17 protein-coding genes, 1 tRNA gene and 1 other RNA gene are annotated in these 16,333 nt (G+C 61.3%); 4 read left to right on the top strand and 15 right to left on the bottom strand.

Features of this window, described 5'->3' with window-relative positions; translation table 11 throughout:
• The 6 genes from GJB56_RS24305 to GJB56_RS24280 all read right to left on the bottom strand — a co-directional run bounded on the left by GJB56_RS24305 (nt 1) and on the right by GJB56_RS24280 (nt 6,672).
• Nucleotides 1-1,590 (bottom strand): long-chain-fatty-acid--CoA ligase, encoded by a 1,590-nt coding sequence (locus tag GJB56_RS24305; protein WP_113683501.1) that lies wholly within the window; start codon nt 1,588-1,590, stop codon nt 1-3.
• The gene (locus GJB56_RS24300) at nt 1,583-2,206 is read right to left on the bottom strand and encodes an RBBP9/YdeN family alpha/beta hydrolase (RefSeq protein ID WP_113683500.1); all 624 of its coding nucleotides are present in this window, start codon (nt 2,204-2,206) and stop codon (nt 1,583-1,585) included. The genes GJB56_RS24305 and GJB56_RS24300 overlap by 8 nt, the downstream gene beginning before the upstream one ends.
• Nucleotides 2,206-3,567 carry an MFS transporter gene (locus GJB56_RS24295; protein WP_021332896.1) on the bottom strand — a complete coding sequence of 454 codons (1,362 nt, stop codon included), beginning with the start codon at nt 3,565-3,567 and terminating at the stop codon, nt 2,206-2,208. The genes GJB56_RS24300 and GJB56_RS24295 overlap by 1 nt, the downstream gene beginning before the upstream one ends.
• Before the next feature lie 96 nt (nt 3,568-3,663).
• Entirely contained in the window at nt 3,664-4,716 is a 1,053-nt protein-coding gene (locus GJB56_RS24290; protein ID WP_003943988.1) for a 3-keto-5-aminohexanoate cleavage protein, read from the bottom strand.
• 51 nt (nt 4,717-4,767) lie between these two features.
• Complete coding sequence (locus GJB56_RS24285; protein ID WP_070796497.1) at nt 4,768-5,667, bottom strand: TauD/TfdA dioxygenase family protein; 900 nt, start codon at nt 5,665-5,667, stop codon at nt 4,768-4,770.
• Between the two features lie 30 nt (nt 5,668-5,697).
• A complete protein-coding gene (locus GJB56_RS24280; protein ID WP_003943928.1) occupies nt 5,698-6,672 on the bottom strand; it encodes a quinone oxidoreductase family protein in 975 nt (324 codons plus the stop codon).
• A 200-nt stretch (nt 6,673-6,872) separates the two neighbouring features.
• On the opposite strand from GJB56_RS24280, the gene GJB56_RS24275 reads away from it, so the two are divergent.
• A complete protein-coding gene (locus GJB56_RS24275; RefSeq protein ID WP_021342611.1) occupies nt 6,873-7,877 on the top strand; it encodes an AraC family transcriptional regulator in 1,005 nt (334 codons plus the stop codon).
• On the opposite strand, the gene GJB56_RS24270 is transcribed toward GJB56_RS24275, so the two are convergent.
• Nucleotides 7,870-8,916 carry a YeiH family protein gene (locus tag GJB56_RS24270; RefSeq protein WP_020905890.1) on the bottom strand — a complete coding sequence of 349 codons (1,047 nt, stop codon included), beginning with the start codon at nt 8,914-8,916 and terminating at the stop codon, nt 7,870-7,872. The two genes, GJB56_RS24275 and GJB56_RS24270, sit on opposite strands and share 8 nt — an antisense overlap.
• A gap of 101 nt (nt 8,917-9,017) precedes the next feature.
• Here GJB56_RS24270 and GJB56_RS24265 point away from each other — a divergent pair, with 101 nt between their 5' ends.
• Nucleotides 9,018-9,926 carry a LysR family transcriptional regulator gene (locus GJB56_RS24265; RefSeq protein WP_113683499.1) on the top strand — a complete coding sequence of 303 codons (909 nt, stop codon included), beginning with the start codon at nt 9,018-9,020 and terminating at the stop codon, nt 9,924-9,926.
• A gap of 7 nt (nt 9,927-9,933) precedes the next feature.
• Here GJB56_RS24265 and GJB56_RS24260 read toward each other — a convergent pair whose 3' ends face one another.
• The 4 genes from GJB56_RS24260 to ffs form a co-directional block, all read right to left on the bottom strand.
• Nucleotides 9,934-10,515: an HhH-GPD-type base excision DNA repair protein gene (locus tag GJB56_RS24260; protein ID WP_019746526.1), complete on the bottom strand. Its 582-nt coding sequence runs from the start codon at nt 10,513-10,515 to the stop codon at nt 9,934-9,936.
• A gap of 18 nt (nt 10,516-10,533) precedes the next feature.
• Nucleotides 10,534-11,889, bottom strand: coding sequence for a glycosyltransferase 87 family protein (locus GJB56_RS24255; protein WP_113683498.1), 1,356 nt, complete (start codon nt 11,887-11,889; stop codon nt 10,534-10,536).
• Between the two features lie 98 nt (nt 11,890-11,987).
• Nucleotides 11,988-13,280 carry an aminotransferase class I/II-fold pyridoxal phosphate-dependent enzyme gene (locus tag GJB56_RS24250; RefSeq protein WP_019746524.1) on the bottom strand — a complete coding sequence of 431 codons (1,293 nt, stop codon included), beginning with the start codon at nt 13,278-13,280 and terminating at the stop codon, nt 11,988-11,990.
• Between the two features lie 42 nt (nt 13,281-13,322).
• An RNA gene (ffs, locus tag GJB56_RS24245) (signal recognition particle sRNA small type) lies at nt 13,323-13,422 on the bottom strand.
• A 136-nt stretch (nt 13,423-13,558) separates the two neighbouring features.
• Between ffs and GJB56_RS24240 the strand changes: the two genes are divergently transcribed.
• Nucleotides 13,559-13,646 (top strand) — tRNA-Ser (locus GJB56_RS24240).
• Nucleotides 13,647-13,702: 56 nt separating this feature from the next.
• Here GJB56_RS24240 and GJB56_RS24235 read toward each other — a convergent pair.
• The 4 genes from GJB56_RS24235 to GJB56_RS32130 are packed head-to-tail and all read right to left on the bottom strand — an operon-like array spanning nt 13,703 to nt 15,238.
• On the bottom strand, nt 13,703-14,176 hold the full coding sequence (locus tag GJB56_RS24235; protein ID WP_113683497.1) for a YbaB/EbfC family nucleoid-associated protein: 474 nt from the start codon (nt 14,174-14,176) through the stop codon (nt 13,703-13,705).
• A complete protein-coding gene (locus GJB56_RS24230) occupies nt 14,130-14,720 on the bottom strand; it encodes a hypothetical protein (protein ID WP_020968197.1) in 591 nt (196 codons plus the stop codon). The genes GJB56_RS24235 and GJB56_RS24230 overlap by 47 nt, the downstream gene beginning before the upstream one ends.
• Nucleotides 14,717-15,070, bottom strand: coding sequence for a hypothetical protein (locus GJB56_RS24225; RefSeq protein WP_024487912.1), 354 nt, complete (start codon nt 15,068-15,070; stop codon nt 14,717-14,719). The genes GJB56_RS24230 and GJB56_RS24225 overlap by 4 nt, the downstream gene beginning before the upstream one ends.
• A gap of 36 nt (nt 15,071-15,106) precedes the next feature.
• Nucleotides 15,107-15,238, bottom strand: coding sequence for an alpha/beta hydrolase (locus tag GJB56_RS32130; protein WP_092765389.1), 132 nt, complete (start codon nt 15,236-15,238; stop codon nt 15,107-15,109).
• Nucleotides 15,239-15,467: 229 nt separating this feature from the next.
• Between GJB56_RS32130 and GJB56_RS24215 the strand changes: the two genes are divergently transcribed.
• On the top strand, nt 15,468-16,286 hold the full coding sequence (locus tag GJB56_RS24215) for a pentapeptide repeat-containing protein (RefSeq protein ID WP_113683495.1): 819 nt from the start codon (nt 15,468-15,470) through the stop codon (nt 16,284-16,286).
• Nucleotides 16,287-16,333: the final 47 nt, after the last annotated feature.

Here is a 16,333-nt window from a genome sequence, read left to right as displayed (position 1 = left end):
TCAGACAATCGAAAATGCTTGATTCAGTTCACGTTTGAGAATCTTTCCGGTTGCCGTCATCGGAAGCGACGGCACGAACTCGATGCGGCGCGGATATTTGTAGGCGGCCATCTGTTCCCGCGACCATTCCACGAGAACCGATTCGGAGATCTCTTCACTCGGCTCTCGGATCACGAACGCGACAACTTCTTCGCCGAGGCTCGTGTCCGGCACCCCGACGACGGCGACGAGTGAGACGGCTGGGTGGGTGAGCAGAACCTCTTCGATTTCGCGCGGGTAGACGTTGAATCCTCCCCGCACGATCATGTCCTTCGCGCGGTCGACGATGTAGTAATTTCCGTCGGTATCGACCCGTGCCAGATCCCCGGTGCGAAACCATCCGTCGCACATTACTTCCGCCGTCGCCTCGGGTCGGTTGAAATAGCCCTTCATGACGTTGTGCCCGCGAATCGCCAACTCTCCCACTTCATCGGGGCCGGTGATCGTACGCCAAGAGTCATCGACAAGCCGCGCTTCGACGCCCCAGATCGGCACGCCGATCGAACCGGGCCGGGGGTCGCTCTCCGGGTCACTGAACAAGGCCAACGGAGAGGTCTCGGACAACCCGTACCCTTCGAGGATCTGAACACCGAAGCGTTCCCTGAACTGTGTCAAGATTTCGACGGGAAGCGCTGCACCACCGGAGATCGCGCACCGCATGTTCTGTGCAACGGTCTCGACATCCACCCCGGATTTCACTACCTCCTCCAGCACGCCGAGCAGTCCCCAATACATGGTCGGGACGCCCGCGAAGACCGAGATCTTTTCGCGTCCCATGATCTCGAGTGCCGCGGTCGCATCGAAGCGCGGCATCAACACCAAGGTGGCACCGACGCAGATTCCCGCATTCATGGTCACTGTCTGGCCGAACGAGTGGAACAACGGCAAAGTCAGGAGATAACGCTCATGCATGGACGGAGCGCTCTCGAACAACCGGTTGGTCGACAGTGCATTCAAGACCATGTTGCAGTGAGTGAGTTCGGCGCCCTTGGGCTTTCCGGTCGTGCCGCTGGTGTAGAGAATGACCGCGGTGTCCGTCGGTTCACGAACAACCGCGGCTGCAGGCGTTTCCGTGCCGGACACGGATGCCAGTGCTTCGCCTAGAGTCTCGACTCCGAGGATCGACGACGGTGCACCCGGCTCGGCGCTGATCACGATCAGGGCCGAACAGGTCTCGCTCTGCTCGAACCCGGCGATGGTGTACTCGGCGATCGGTAATTCGGGACTTCCCTCGAAACAGAAGTACAGCTTCGCTTCCGAATCAGCCAGGCGATAGGCAATTTCGCGCCCCTTGAGCAGGATGTTCAGAGGAACGACGACGCCACCGGCCTTGAGAATGCCGTAGTAGACGATCGGGAACTCGAGAACGTTCGGGCAGGACAACGCCACCTTGTCACCTGGCTCGACACCCCGCGAGACGAGCAGATGGGCGATGCGATTCGCGTACGCGTCGAACTGCGCATACGTCAGCCTCGCTTCCCCGAGAACCAGCGCATCCCGTTCCGGGTACCGCCGGGCCGAGTCTTCCAGCAGAGCAGCAAGATCAAGCATGACTGTGTTCCTCCTGCGCATCGGAATCCGTGGCATGAGACGAGGCAGCGCGCGACACCGACTCGAGCAGTTCCCACACCAATGATTCCGCCCGCGGCCAATACCCGTATCCGGACGCCGGATTGAGATGTCCGACCTCACCCAGATCCAGCAACCGACTCCCCCATCCTTCAGCCAAACCCACAACTCGGCGATATCCGGCGAGCGGGTCGTTCCGACTCGCCGCGACCGTGCTCGGAAACGGCAGACGCTGACGCGGTATCGGTAGCCACCCGTTCCGATCGAGCTCCTCGAGAGACGGATAGGACTCGGGTAGAGGAAGTTCGAGATCCGCCGGCGTGACCAGAAGTGCGCCGGCAACATCTCGATGATGCGCCCTCGCCCAGTGGGCAACTGTCATGACTCCGGCGCTGTGCGCGACCAGGACCACCGGGCTGGAAACACTTGTCAACACCTCGTCCAATACCGCAACCCTGGCATCGCGACTGAGCTTGTCGGTCTCGAGGGGAGGAACCGTCAGAACGTTGTCGAGCCTGCGCGCGAGGTGAGTCTGCCAATGATCCTCGACATGATCGCGCAGACCGGGAACTATTACTACCGTGGGTGATTCATCCATCAGGAACTCCGAACTTCTGCTACTTCAGTGGCGCCGGGGATCTCGGGCCGATTCTGCAACGTCGCCAACCGCCTCATCCCGGCGGGATAGGCACGCTTGCCGGCTACCAACGCGAGGGCCGCGACGACATAGACGAAGGGCGAAAGCTGTAGAGCGCCGAGAAGACCCAGGTGATCGGCGAGGATGCCGACCACGAAGGGACCGAGCGCCAGCCCAAGAAGGTTGTTGGCAACGGTGAGCGTTCCCATGGCCGACGCTCGAATCGAGTGATGGGTAAGGTTCGCGACCATAGCTGCCGTCGGCCCCGACGAACCGGCGGAGAAGAATGCACCGATACCGAGCAATACGAGTTGCGCTGTCCCCGTATCCAACCGGAGCCCGATACTCAGCGTCACCAACGAGATGGCGCAGTAGACGATGGCGGTGGTCCATTTCCGCGCCGAATCGTCGCGGCTGAATCTATCTGTGATGAACCCGCACACCACCATCCCACTTCCGACCAGGAGGACGAACACGGAAGCCGTGACGCCGGCCTTGTCCGGGGCCAAATCGTAGTAGCGATTGAAGAAGCTCGGCAACCACGCCAGAAGTACAGCGGCGGTGAACATCTGGAGACCACCACCGATGTAGGCGAACAACACGGCGGGATTGGTGAACAGCGAGGACACCGGCGCACGAAAACCGTCGTGTCTCACCGCTTCCCCGGCGGCATCCGGCGCGGCCTCGACGGCGTAAGCGGTGAGCTTCTTCTCGGTGACGAGGGCACGGAACAGCGCAACCAGAATCAGACCGAAGATCGCCATGGCGGCAAAAGACCACCGCCAACTGAACTGGACTGCGATGAACCCACCGATTGCCACACCGATGACCGAACCGAACGATCCACCGGCCATGAAGGCACCGGCAAGAGCTGCGTGCACGCGGGGCGCAAACACACTGAGGACCACGGCGATACCCACGCTGCCGTACGCCGCTTCACCGACACCTACCAAGAATCGGGCGCCCAACATCTGTTCGTAGGTCTGAGCGATTGCGCACAGCAACGTCGCGACACTCCACAACACCGCCATCAAGATCAAGCTCTTGACGCGGCCCCAGCGGTCCGCGAGCAGCGACAACGGGAACGTCAACAGCCCGACCATCAATGCCACCACGCTGCTCAGGGAGGCGAGGTGCGAATCGGAGAGATCCCAGTCCGCTTTCAGGATCGGGAAGACTGCACTGAGCACCTGCCTCGACATATAGTCCGAGAGCAGAAGACCGAAAGCCAGGGCGAAAACGATCCACGGGTATAACTTTCGTCGTCCGCCGATTCCGAGCGCGGTGTCCACACGTGGCGTGGCGGGAGCTTGCAGTCCCATGACTCTCCTAGAAGTACTCGAGGTAGACGGGGGGATTCGGGGGTACGAACCGTCGCGGTTCGTACCCCCGGAACTGTTGTACGAGAGGGCGCGAACTCAGGCGTGCTGCGTGAATCCCAGCTGGCCGATCCGGCGGTTGGGCGCGTAACCCAGCTTCGCCAACGTCTCGTCGGTGTCGGCATACGTCTCACCGATCCGGTAGATGTCCCGAGCTTCCTTCGCGGTAGCCACCTCGCGGCCCAATTCTCCTGCAATGCGCACCAACTGCTCGATCTGCTGCACCGACGTCATCTTCTCGCCCTTGCGGCCCCAGATGGTGTCCTCGTTGCCGCAACGAGCGTGCAAGCCCATCGCGATGGCCATCGTGTTCACCGGCAGGACGCTACGCATCAGCGTTTCCAGCGTCAGGCACGCACCGTCGGGAACACGCTGGACGAAGTTCATCATGTTGTAGGGGTTGGGGCCGTCGAAGCCGCCGCCGATTGCGACCCACGTGAGGTTGACCGGACCCGTGTAGATGCCGCGTCGGATCAACCGCTCCACCGTTTCGAGCTGCGGAATACTGGACAACTGGAAATGCGGCTGGATTCCGGCGGCCTGCAACCGGCGCAGGTGCTCTGCCACCCACTCCGGACCGGCGGGCACGGTCATTTCCCGATACGTATCGGCCAATTCCGGACGTTGCATCGACGTACCCGCGATGTCGTCGTCGGTCATCAGTTCCATGATGTTCATCTGGCTGGTGTTGATCGCGATCGTCACCTGGTCGGGAGCCGGCTCCAATTCCGCCAGCATGTGACGCACGTCGTCGGACAACCACTTCGCATCGGCGCCTTCGCCCTCCGGGGCAAACGAAATCGAGCCGCCGACCTGCAGAATCATCTCGGGAACGGCCTCACGCAAGCGGCCGAGAAGCTCGTTGAACTTCGACAGTCGCTTCGAGCCCTTGCCGTCGAGTTCACGCACGTGGATGTGGAGAACGGTGGCACCGGCGTTGAAGCAGTCGACGGCTTGCTGGACGTGCTCGTCCATCGACAACGGGAGGTCTTCTGCAAAATCGTCCGGCTCCCACTCCGGTCCGTAGGGAGCAACGGTGATGACAAGCTTGTCCTGGGTTTCGGGGAACAGTGAATCGTCGTGGAAATGCATAGCGTGACTCCGATCGAGTGAATGAATTATCTTCGGGGCTGGGAAGAGCGATCAGAACGGTGCGTCGCCGATGATTCCGGCGCGCTCCATCTTTCGAACCGCGGGCCAGTAGTCCTGCACCGCGTAATGCTGTGTCGACCGGTTGTCCCAGATCGCGACGCTGTTCTCGGTCCAGCGCCACCGAACCTGGTACTCGGGAATCTGAGCCTGGCTCGCCAGGTAAGTGAGCAAATTCCCGGCGCCGGGGGCGTAATCGATTCCGTAGCGGACGTTCTCGGGCGTGTGATAGTTCACGAGGTGTGTGGCGAACGAATTGACGAAAAGAATCTTCTCGCCGGTCTCCGGATGTGTTCGTACCACGGGATGTTCGGCGTCGGGAAAGCGTTCCTTCAGCTGGTGCCGCTGATCGATCGGCATCCGAGCGCCGAAGGTCGACTCGATACTGTGCCTGGCACGCAGGTCCTTGATCTGCTCCTTGACCCGCGCCGGCAGATTCTCGTAGGCGAGTGCCATGTTCACCCAAATCGTGTCGCCGCCGACCGGAGGTGTTTCCACACAACGCAATACACATCCCATGGGCGGGTTCACGCGCCAGGTGGCGTCGCAGTGATACGCATTCTCGAAATGCTCCGGCGGGCTGTCCAGGTCTTTGTAGATGCGGACCAGGCCCGGGTGGTCGGGGTCGCTGCCCAGGGCCGGATGATCCTCGAGTTCACCGAATCGCTGGGCAAGTTCTACGTGCTCGGCTCTGGAGAAGTTCTGGTCGCGAAAGAACAGAACCTTGTGCTCGAGCAGCAATCCCTTGATCTGGGCAAAGAGTGCAGCATCTCGTGCGACCTCGCCGAGATCCACCCCGGACAACTCTGCCCCGATCGAACAGGTCAATTTCTCGACGTGGATCGTGCTGGTCGACGAGGGAAGGTTTTCTGTCAACGTTGCGGTGTTGGTCATGACAATTCCTCTGGGAAGTGCTGTTTCGGTTCAGACGGAGAAGACGGAGGAACCGATACTGCGACCGGACTCCATGTCGTGGTGCGCACGCACCGCATCTTCGAGGGGGTATCGCTGGTTGATCTCGATCTTGATTCGCCCGGATTCGACGTGTGAGAACAGTTCGCCCGCCAATTCGGCACGTTCCTCGGGATCCGCGATGTAATCGGCAAGTGCCGGACGTGTGAGGAAGAGAGATCCCTTGACGGCCAACTGCATTGCCTGAATCGGCGGAGTCGGCCCGGACGCCGTTCCGAAGCACACCAGCAGCCCGCGCCTGGCAAGGCAATCGAGAGAGATGTCGAACGTGGATTGCCCGATACTGTCGTAGACAACCGGCACGCCGACGCCCCCGGTGATCTCCTTGACACGCGCTACGACGTCCTCGCGGGTGTAGATGACGACTTCATCGCACCCGTGAGCACGGGCAACGCTCGCCTTCTCGTCGCTCGACACCGTTCCGATCACTTTGATTCCCAACAGTTTTGCCCACTGGGTGAAGATCAGTCCAACCCCGCCCGCCGCAGCATGCAGCAACACGGTGTCTCCCGCTTTCAACGGGTAGATGCGACGCAGAAGGTAGGCGGCGGTCAGTCCTCGCATGGTCATGGCGGCCGCGGTGTCGAAGGCGATGCCGTCGGGTAGCGCGATCAGGTCGGACGACGCCATGATCCGCTCGGTGGCGTACGCACCCAGCGGACTGCCGGTGTAGGTCACACGGTCCCCCACTGCAAAATCGACTACTCCCTCGCCAATCTCTTCGACCACACCGGCGCCCTCAACGCCCATCCCGGCAGGCAATTGCGCAGGATAGAGGCCACTTCGAAAGTAGGTGTCGGCGAAGTTCAACCCCACCGCTTCATGACGAACCCGAACCTCTCCGGCACCCGGTCGTCCTACCTCGATCTCTTCCCAACGCATGACGGACGGTGTGCCGATCTCATGGAACCGAATGGCGTTTGCCATCAATGCTCTCCAATTCTGTGGGCGGGCTCGACTCGATTACGGTCGAGCTGTATTCGTACGCAACAACTTCCAGAAGTCGGTGCTCGACTTCGCGGTCGTGCCGAACTGATGTGAACAAAACTATGTGAGATCCGGCTCACATGCTTAACTTGACGAGACACACAACACAACATTTCGGGACATCGAGTAAAGGGGGCCCTATGAAGCCACTCGCCCGCTACGCGTCACTGAACCGATACGTCGACCTGTGCCGAACAGTGGACGTGGACGCTGTGGCCCTCATGAGAAGTGTCGGCCTGAGCCCGGCAAGCCTGGCGAACCCCGACCAATGGGTACCGGCCGCCTCCATCGCATCGCTCCTGGAGCGATCGGCAGCGGAGTCCGGACACGAAGACTTCGGGCTTCTACTCGCCGGCCTGCGTCGACTGTCCAATCTCGGTCCCCTCAGCTTGGTCATCAGGGAAGAACCAGACGTCAGGAGCGCGCTCGACGTATTGATGCGATACGAGCACACGTACAACGAGTCATTGCGCATCCGATTGAACGAGGTCAACGGACTCGCCACCCTGCGAATCTCGCTCGAGGTCGGCGAACCGGTCGACACCAGACAGAGCGTCGAACTCGCAGTCGGCGCGACGCTGCAGATCCTGCGAAGTTTCCTGGGTTCTCGATGGCATCCGGTCAGCGTGGGATTCACGCACAATGCCCCGAAAGATACGAGCACGCATCGACGAATCCTCGGCGACACCGTGGAATTCGATCACGAATTCACCGGAATCGTTTTCTTCGCCGCCGACCTGGATGCGGCAAACCAACTGTCCGACGAGTTGCTCCGGCCGTACGCTCGCCAGTTCCTCGACTCACTTCCCGCATCGGAAACCTCCGACACCCTCAGCCGCACCAAGGAATTGATCGAAGTTCTGCTTCCGACCGGCCGCTGCTCTGTCGAGCAGGTGGCACGAAGCCTCGGGTTCGACCGGCGGACACTGCACCGTCATCTCGCCGAATCCGGAGATACGTTCACGGCCGTTCTCAATTCGGTCCGAAGCACCCTCGCGGAACGATTTGTCGCCAACCCTCGCTATTCATTGACCGAAGTGGCGGTGCACCTGGGGTTTTCGACGCAGGGCAGTTTCTCGCGCTGGTTTCGCACCCAGTTCTCGACGAGCCCGAGCGCATGGCGGACTCAACGCTCGATCAGCTGACCAGCACGACTCCGACGTAGGCGATCGTCGCCACCCACACGGTGGAAATCGCGGCCAGAACGAATGGTCGTGCGCCCACTCCACGAATGACGCTCAGCCGCACCCCCAGCCCGAGAGCGAACATCGCAGCAGCCAACAGCGCCGTCTGCACGGTCTTCGCCAATCCGAGAAGCTCATTTGGCAACATTCCGGTGGAGCGCAAACCCATGCAGCCGATGAATGCCACGACGAACAACGGAATCAGCGGGGGCCGCTTGGTGGCGGTGTTGTCGACCATCGTGCGTTGCCGAATGCTCAGAAACGCCATGACCGGCGCCAACATCAATACGCGCGCAAGTTTCACCACGGTCGCGACACCCAACGCGGTGGCGCCGAGAGCGCTGCCGGCAGCCACTACTTGTGCCACTTCGTGGATCGACCCACCGGCCCACATGCCCGCCTCGATCTCGTTCATACCGAAAGCATCGGCCAGCAAGGGGATCGTCGGAATCATCAGAGTTCCGAAGATCACCACCAGCGCTACAGCGGTCAGCAACTCTTCCTCTCGCGCATTCACCACACCGTCCGCAGCAGCCACAGCGGCTGCGCCACAGATCGAGAAGCCGCAGGCAATCAGAATCCTCTGCGACCAACTCAATCCCAGAAGCTTTCCGGCATACATGGTCCCGGCGATACCGAGGAACACTATCGCCACCACAACGGCGATCACTCCCCAACCCAAACCGACGATGTCGGAGAACATCAATTGCAGCCCGAGCAGAGCGATACCCACCCGAAGTAGCCGTTTCGCCGAGAATGCCAGGCCAGGTTGGAATTTCGCCGGCAAAGAGACGGTATTCGCCAACACCGCACCCGCCACGATCGCAATCAGCAACGGACTCACGGCGGAGGTGAACTGACCGGCTATCAGCGCGACCGTGGCACCCAAGGCGCACAACGCAACTCCGGGCACCAATGCAGCGACACTCGACCACCGTCGTACTTCTGACGAAGGGGCGACTGCGGGTTTCTCGGCCACGGACTTCACATCACGGTTCACTCATCCAGCGTCCTTGAGCCACCATCGCTCCGGTAGGGCGATTTCTACCATCACGACATATCAGATCGATATGGAATAGATGCTGGGTATAGCCTGTCTGCATGACCAGAAGGTGGCCCGACCTCACCACACTCGAGCTACTCGTCGGCATCGATGATCACGGAAGCCTCAGTGCTGCAAGCCGTCTGGCTCACATCGCACAACCGAATGCCAGCCGCGCCGTCAAAGCCCTCGAGCGGCAGCTCGGGATGCCACTCATACACCGAAGGTCGACGGGGGCGACTTTGACTCCGCAGGGGACCGTCATCGTCCACTGGGCGCGCCGCGTCCTCGCCAACTCGAGGCAGCTTCTCGACGTCGCCGAAGGGATGCGGACCGAACGATCCGCGGAATTGACCGTGTGTGCCAGCATGACCGTCGCCGAACATCTGATCCCGGCCTGGCTCGGCGTCTTTCGATCACTGCATCCTGGTGTCACCGTCCACCTTCAGGTCTACAACTCGGCACGCGTACTCGAAGCCGTCGAAGTAGGAATGTGTGACCTCGGATTCGTCGAGTCACCGACCGTTCCGAAGAGCCTGCCCAGCGTCACCGTCGCGCGTGACTCGCTGGTCGTGGTCGTTCATCCGGATCATCCATGGGCGCGTCGACGAAAGCCGCTGACCGTCGCCGAACTGGCAGCGACACCGCTGCTGGTGCGTGAGCCCGGATCGGGAACCAGAACGACTCTCGACCTGGCGTTACACGAATACGAGCGCGGTGCACCGTTGTTGGAACTGGGTAGTTCGGCCGCGATTCGAACCAGCGTGCTCGGTGGCGTCGGCCCGGCGGTACTGAGCACGCTGGCCGTCGAGGACCAGGTGAAGCAGGGAGAACTTCGGGTCGTAGCCGTCGAAGGCTTGGAACTCGACCGATCCCTGCGTGCAGTGTGGCGCCCGCCGCGTCAGCTCGAGGGCCCCGCAGGCGACCTGATGAAAGTAGTGCGTGCGAGCGGGTCCCGGAAATCCTGAAAGCGGCTTACTTCTTGTCGGCCTTCGCTGCGGCCTTTGCGGCCTTCTTGAACTCGCGGACCTCGAGCAAAGACTGTTCGTCGACCACGTCTGCAATCGAGCGCCTCGAGCCCTCGAGCCCGTAGTCGCCGGCCGCTTGGCGCCAACCTTTCGGCTCGACGCCGATCTGTTTTCCGAGCAACGCCAGGAAGATCCGGGCTTTTTGATCCCCGTAACCGGGTAGGGCTTTGAGCCGCTTCAGCACTTCCTTGCCGTCGGGATTTCCCGAAGTCCAGATCGCCGCGGTGTCGCCGTCGTAGTTCTCGACGATGAACTGGCACATGAGCTGGATACGCTCGCCCATCGACTTGGGGAATCGGTGCACAGCCGGAGGCTCGGCACAGATGGCGATGAACTCGTCGGTGTCCATGTCGGCGATACGCCTGACGTCGATACCGCTGAGCCGATCCGCCAGCTTCTTCGGACCGAGGAAGGCCGTTTCCATCGGAACCTGTTGATCGAGAAGCATTCCGATCAACAACGCCAACGGGTCCTCGGCCAGGAGGGCATCCGCTTCGGGGTCACCGACAAGGTTCAGTTGAAGTGCCATGAGTCCGATACTGCCACGTCAGGCGGCAGTTGTGACCGGCGCCGACGCATCCGGAGCCGGAATCTTCCACTTCTTCCAGCCGAACAGAACCAACGTCGAGACCGCGGCAAGCGTGAAGACCCAGAGGTAGACGCCGACGGTCGGAATCCGCAGATACTCGGGCGGCACGAACATGAACAGGCCCATTCCGACAAAGCGATCCGTACCCGGAATGACCGACGGGTCCCACCAAGTGTGAGACCAGTTCAAGACTGGGAGCAGGAAAACGAACGGCGCCACCCACGCCCAGCGCTTCTTCGACACCATCGCGTAGTGCGCGGCGAGGACGACCAGCGGGACGAACCACACCCAGTGATGACCCCACGAGAACGGCGAGACAGTGGTCGCAGTCAACCCCGTCATGGTGAGGCCGAGCAATTTCTGGCCGTGCCGGTGAGCAATCCACGCGGCACCGAGTCCGAGGCATACTGCCAGCGCACTGAAGACGAGGACCAGGACCCGCGACGGCGTCGGAGTGTGAGTGAGCTGAGCAATCAGACCGGACACGGACTGGTTGCTCGGAGCATCCGTCGGTCCGACGCGTTCGCTGTCGACAAGAGTGCCGGTCCAGTACTTGTACGCATCGTTGTAGATCACGACGAAACCAATCGCGACGGTCGCCGCGAACGTCACGACGGCCGTCACCAACGCACGCCATTGACGAGTGATGAAGAGGTACGCCCAGAAGAAGGCCGGAGTGAGCTTCACGCCGGCGGCGATGCCTGCCCCGATTCCTCGGAGCCGACTCTTCTCGTCCCGACCGAGGTCCCACACGATCAAGAGCAGCAGGAAGATGTTGATCTGCCCGAGCCAGAGCGTCGTACGTATCGGTTCCATGAACAGAAAGATCGTGGTGGCCAACGCACTGACGGCGTACGCCTTCACGTCGAGCCGATAACCGAGGTACTTCCAGCACAACACGATCACTGCGAACAACGCAGCGATGTTCAAACCCGTCCACACGACAATCGCCTGTTTGAACGAGAGCACCGCCCACACCGTGAACAGCAAAGCCGCAAACGGGGTGTACGTGAACATCATCCCTTCCAGGACTGGCCCGTCGTACAACGGAAGGCCCTGAACCACAACGCTGCCGCCGTGGCGGTAGACGTCGAGATCGAGGAAATTTTCGAAGATCCCCCAGTACCGCGTATTCATCGGCACGGCGAAAAGAACCATCAGCACGGACACGACTGCCAGAACACCGAGCACAGAGAATCCGAGAACACCGACACGGAGACTGCGTCGCGGTATGTCAGCTTCGATGACCGACTCTGATTTCGCGGTGTGCGCCTCGAAAGAAGGCCCATCCGAAGCGTTGATCGCGCCCGTCACTACAACCTCCGGGATTTACACCCTATGTCGGGAATTGATGCTCCGAACGGTACAAGACGAGACCGAAAAGTACCGACCGGGCACGCCGCTTCGAGAACTCAGATCTCGGAGAGACGCGATTCGGTGGCTGCGAGCAGGACACACGTCGCCACGCCGTCCATGGCAACTTCGAGTTCAGCCGTGGACGGGAAGCTCGGGGCCAACCGGATGTTCCGGTCGTCCGGATCCGTGCTGTACGGGAAAGCCGATCCGGCAGCGGTGAGCGCGATACCCGCGTTCTTCGCCAGTTCGATGACGCGCTTGGCCGTGCCGTCGACCACGTCGAGGCTGATGAAGTATCCGCCCTTCGGCTCCGTCCAGGACGCGACCTTCGAAGCACCGAGACGATCCTCGAGGATCCGCAGTACGAGCTCGAACTTGGGCGCGAGGAACGCGCGATGCTTCTCCATGTGCGCACGAACGCCGTCGGCATTGCCGAAGAAACGCAGGTGGCGAAGCTGATTGACCTTGTCCGGTCCGATGCTCTTCTTACCCAGGAACTTCTGGTACCAGGCAAGGTTTTCCGCCGAGCTACCGAAGAAGCTCACACCAGCGCCGGCGAAAGTGATCTTGGACGTCGACGCGAACACGAGCGGACGGTTGGGGTGTCCGGCCTCCGCTGCCATCGAGAGAATGTCGTAGGAAGGCGCAGTCTCGCCGACAAGTGGATGCACGGCATACGCGTTGTCCCAGTACAGGCGGAAGTCGGGCGCGGCCGTCGGCATCGACGCGAGCGTCCGGACAATTTCTTCGGAGTACACGGCACCGGTGGGGTTCGCGTAGACCGGAACCGCCCACATGCCCTTGATCTGCGGATCTGACGCAACAAGTTCGGCGATCTTGACGACATCCGGGCCGTCGTGGTTCATCGGCACCGCAATCATCTCGATGCCGAGGGACTCGGTGATCGCGAAGTGGCGGTCGTAGCCCGGTGCGGGGCAGAGAAACTTGATCTTCTCTTCCTGTGCCCACGGCCGGGCCGAATCCGGAGTGCCGTGCAGCAGTGAGAACACGACGTTGTCGTGCATGATCTCGAGGCTCGCGTTGTTGCCGGCGAGAAGGTTCGCAACGGGGATACCCAGCAGCTCACCGAAGATGGCGCGCAGTTCCGGCAGACCGGTGAGTCCGCCGTAGTTACGGCAGTCGGTGCCGCTGCCGTCACGGAAGTCACCGTCGCCGGGCAGCGTCAGCAGCTCTGCGGAAAGGTCGAGTTGTTCCGGGGAAGGCTTACCGCGGGTCAGATCGAGTGCGAGCTTCTGCGCCTGGAGCTGCGTGTACTTCGCGCTCTGGCTCTCATGCTCGGAGGTGAGTTCTTCATGGCTCATCAACCCGATCTGGGTTTGGATAGGCATCCGGAGCGGCCTTTCACCGACGAGGCGGGGTCGGGTATGTGAAAAAAATAGAGGACCCCGCGCACCCGGCAGAGCCCGTTGACCCTTGCTGCCTTCCGGCCCTGGGGGAGTTCACAGGATGCGCGCCGCGCGGGATCCAATGAACAGTGTAGACGGCTTTCGTCGGCCGCTGCACACCACCTACCGGGGTGGAGATGCAAACCCTGAGATCCACCGGTTCTTCGCAGGTCAGGTACCCGTTTAACGCTTCACGCCTGCAATTGGGTATGCTGCTCCACGGAGGATTCGCCTAGTGGCCTATGGCGCTCGCCTGGAACGCGGGTTGGGTTAACGCCCTCAGGGGTTCAAATCCCCTATCCTCCGCCAAAGGAACCCCTGTGAACTGCTGAGAAGCGGTTCGCAGGGGTTCTTTTTGCCCGGGCTCAGGCACGTCGCATGAACGAACCGCCGTCGAAGGGTAGGTCGTCGTCGACTGACGTGCGGTCGGCTCGTTTCACCACGTGAGGTTCAGGTGCGGCCGGCGCCTGATCGAACGCGTCCACTGCATTGAAAGCATTCATTGCCCTGGCGACGCGAGGTTCACGGAGGAGTGGGGCGCGTAGTTCTTGCGCGGCAGACGCTGCTGACGCAGAAGCGGTTCGGTGGGCCGCTGCGATCGAGGCGGAGAGCGCAGCCGCGCCGGCCCGGAGACCGCTCTCGGCGAGTTGCAAGTCAGTGATCGCGCCGTACGCGTCGACCTCGACGCTGACTGCACCACCTCCAGCATCTGCGCGGGCGCGAACCTTCCCGACCTCGGCGTCGACTGGCGAGCGAGGACAGTCAACTCGGGAAACGAGGACGCGGGCCCGGTCAAGGTTGATCGATCTGCACGGGCGCGTTCGGACGATCCGATGCATCGGGTCGGGGGAAACACGGCGACGACCCGGTCAAACTTGCTCCCCGCGCGTACTCCTCCAGAACCATTCGATATCCATCCGGCAAGATTGTCTCGGTGCTCGTCGAGTCCCCAGCGGAGTCGTACGTTCGAAACTTCCAGCCGCGCTCAGTCCACAGATTGCGAATCGGATCACCGAAACCTGGGATGTCGGCGGTTTCAGTTGAGGTGAGGAAGTACGTCACGCCGTAGTCCACGGATGTGTCCTTCGACAGATTGCTGTCATTGCACGGGACGGTGCCACCCGGATCGAGGGTGACCTTCTGGTTCAGTTCGGAATACCGCGTCAAGTAGGCGCCCGGCGGCAGTACCGTGATCGTGTCCGTCATGTATTCGATCACCTTGGCCTGTGCCTGCATGAGGGTTAGATTCAAGTTGGCTTCCATCACTTTCCCGTTCTCCGTCGTCGTACACGCCGACAGCAGGGTCGTACACGCCGACAGCAGGATTGCCACCGCGATACTGCTCATGCCGAGTGATTTACGGCGTCGCGTTGCGTTGGTCATGGCGCTCCTAGTCCGGCGATCACGTGGCCCATCCCGGCAAGAGCCGGGTTGGTGCGTTCCCAATACTCGCTGTGTGCGACTGGGCTGGGGAGCTCGCCCAACAGACCCGCGTCGATCCCGGTTCCGGGTGCGGACTCGATGACAGTGGCACCGAATCCGATCAGCGGAAGATCGTTCGCGGGGTTCGCGCCATGCGAGAGACCGCCGAACACGTCCCCGATCATCGGAACCGGATCGTTTGCCGCGGCGGTGGCGTATACATGGCCACCGATATGTTCCGGGGCTTCCCACGAAGAACAGATCATTCGCGTCCATTGATCGTCCGTCCGAGGCGCCGCAGCGCCGATCACGGTCGATCCGTAAATGTGTCCGATGACCGTGTTGCATTAATGCGTGCCGTCGTGGGATGCACGCAGTCCGTCTTGGAATCGATCCAGCGATCCCGCGCCGCCGTCGGCGTACCCGTCGAGCCCTGCTTGTGGAATCGTTTGCGGCGCATCATATCCACACCAGGCCATCATCGAAGTCGACCCGAAAGTTCCGGCCTTTCCAACGCCTTTTGCCCCGAATCCAACCGCCGCCCGCTTGCAGTACTTCGTTCCCCACCCAAGCCCCCCGGCTTCGAATCGACACGCGAAAAAGCAGCGTAGCAGCGCATCGACTGTTTCAGATCTACAAAATTTTCGTTTGACAGACTCACGAACCCGAAGACACACTTTCCGTCCAACCCAACCATCGGGAGTACGCGTGCTTGCCAGCCAGACCAATCTGCTCGCGGATTGCAGCAGTTGCTTCGGCCTGTGCTGCGTCGCACTCCCCTTTTCCAAGTCCTCCGACTTCGCGACCAACAAGAATGCCGGCGACCCCTGCAAGAACCTGCAGCAGGATTTCCGCTGCGGCATTCACACCGGATTGCGAAAGAAGGGCTTCACCGGCTGCACCGTGTACGACTGTTTCGGTGCGGGACAGAAGGTTTCACAGCAGACCTACGACGGCATCAGCTGGCATGATGCCCCGGAGACCGCGTCAGACATGTTCGAAACGTTCCCTGTCGTACGCCAGTTGCACGAACTGCTCTGGTATCTCGCCGAAGCCCGCTCGCTGAAGCAAACCCACTCGATACGAAAGGAACTCGACGCTGCACTCGCAGAGACGGAAAGCCTGACTAACGGCACGCCTTCGCAGATTCAAGCCGTCGACGTCTCAGCACACCGAGCGGCAGTCAACACACTGCTCTTGCAGACGAGTAACCTTGTGCGCTCGCCGATCTCAGGCAAGAAGGGTCGCAAACTCGACCACCGCGGCGCAGACCTCATCGGCGCCAAACTTCGTGGTTCCGACCTACGTGGGGCCAACTTTCGCGGGAGTTATCTGATCGGTGCAGACCTCCGCGGCTGCGAACTCGATCGCGCCGATCTGATCGGTGCAGACTTGCGCGGCACCGACATTCGCGGCGCAAAACTCCGCGGCAGTATCTTTCTCACTCAGTTCCAGATCAACGCGGCGGTTGGCGATTCGGCTACCACACTCCCCGATTCACTGACCCGCCCCAGCCACTGGGCCTGAGCCCGACTGTCAACTCCGTCGACTGTCAACTCCGTCGACTGTCGGCG

The sequence above is a fragment of the Rhodococcus sp. AQ5-07 genome (assembly GCF_009707305.1).
Classification (GTDB): domain Bacteria; phylum Actinomycetota; class Actinomycetes; order Mycobacteriales; family Mycobacteriaceae; genus Rhodococcus_F; species Rhodococcus_F erythropolis.
This window is presented reverse-complemented; position numbering and strand designations above follow the sequence as displayed.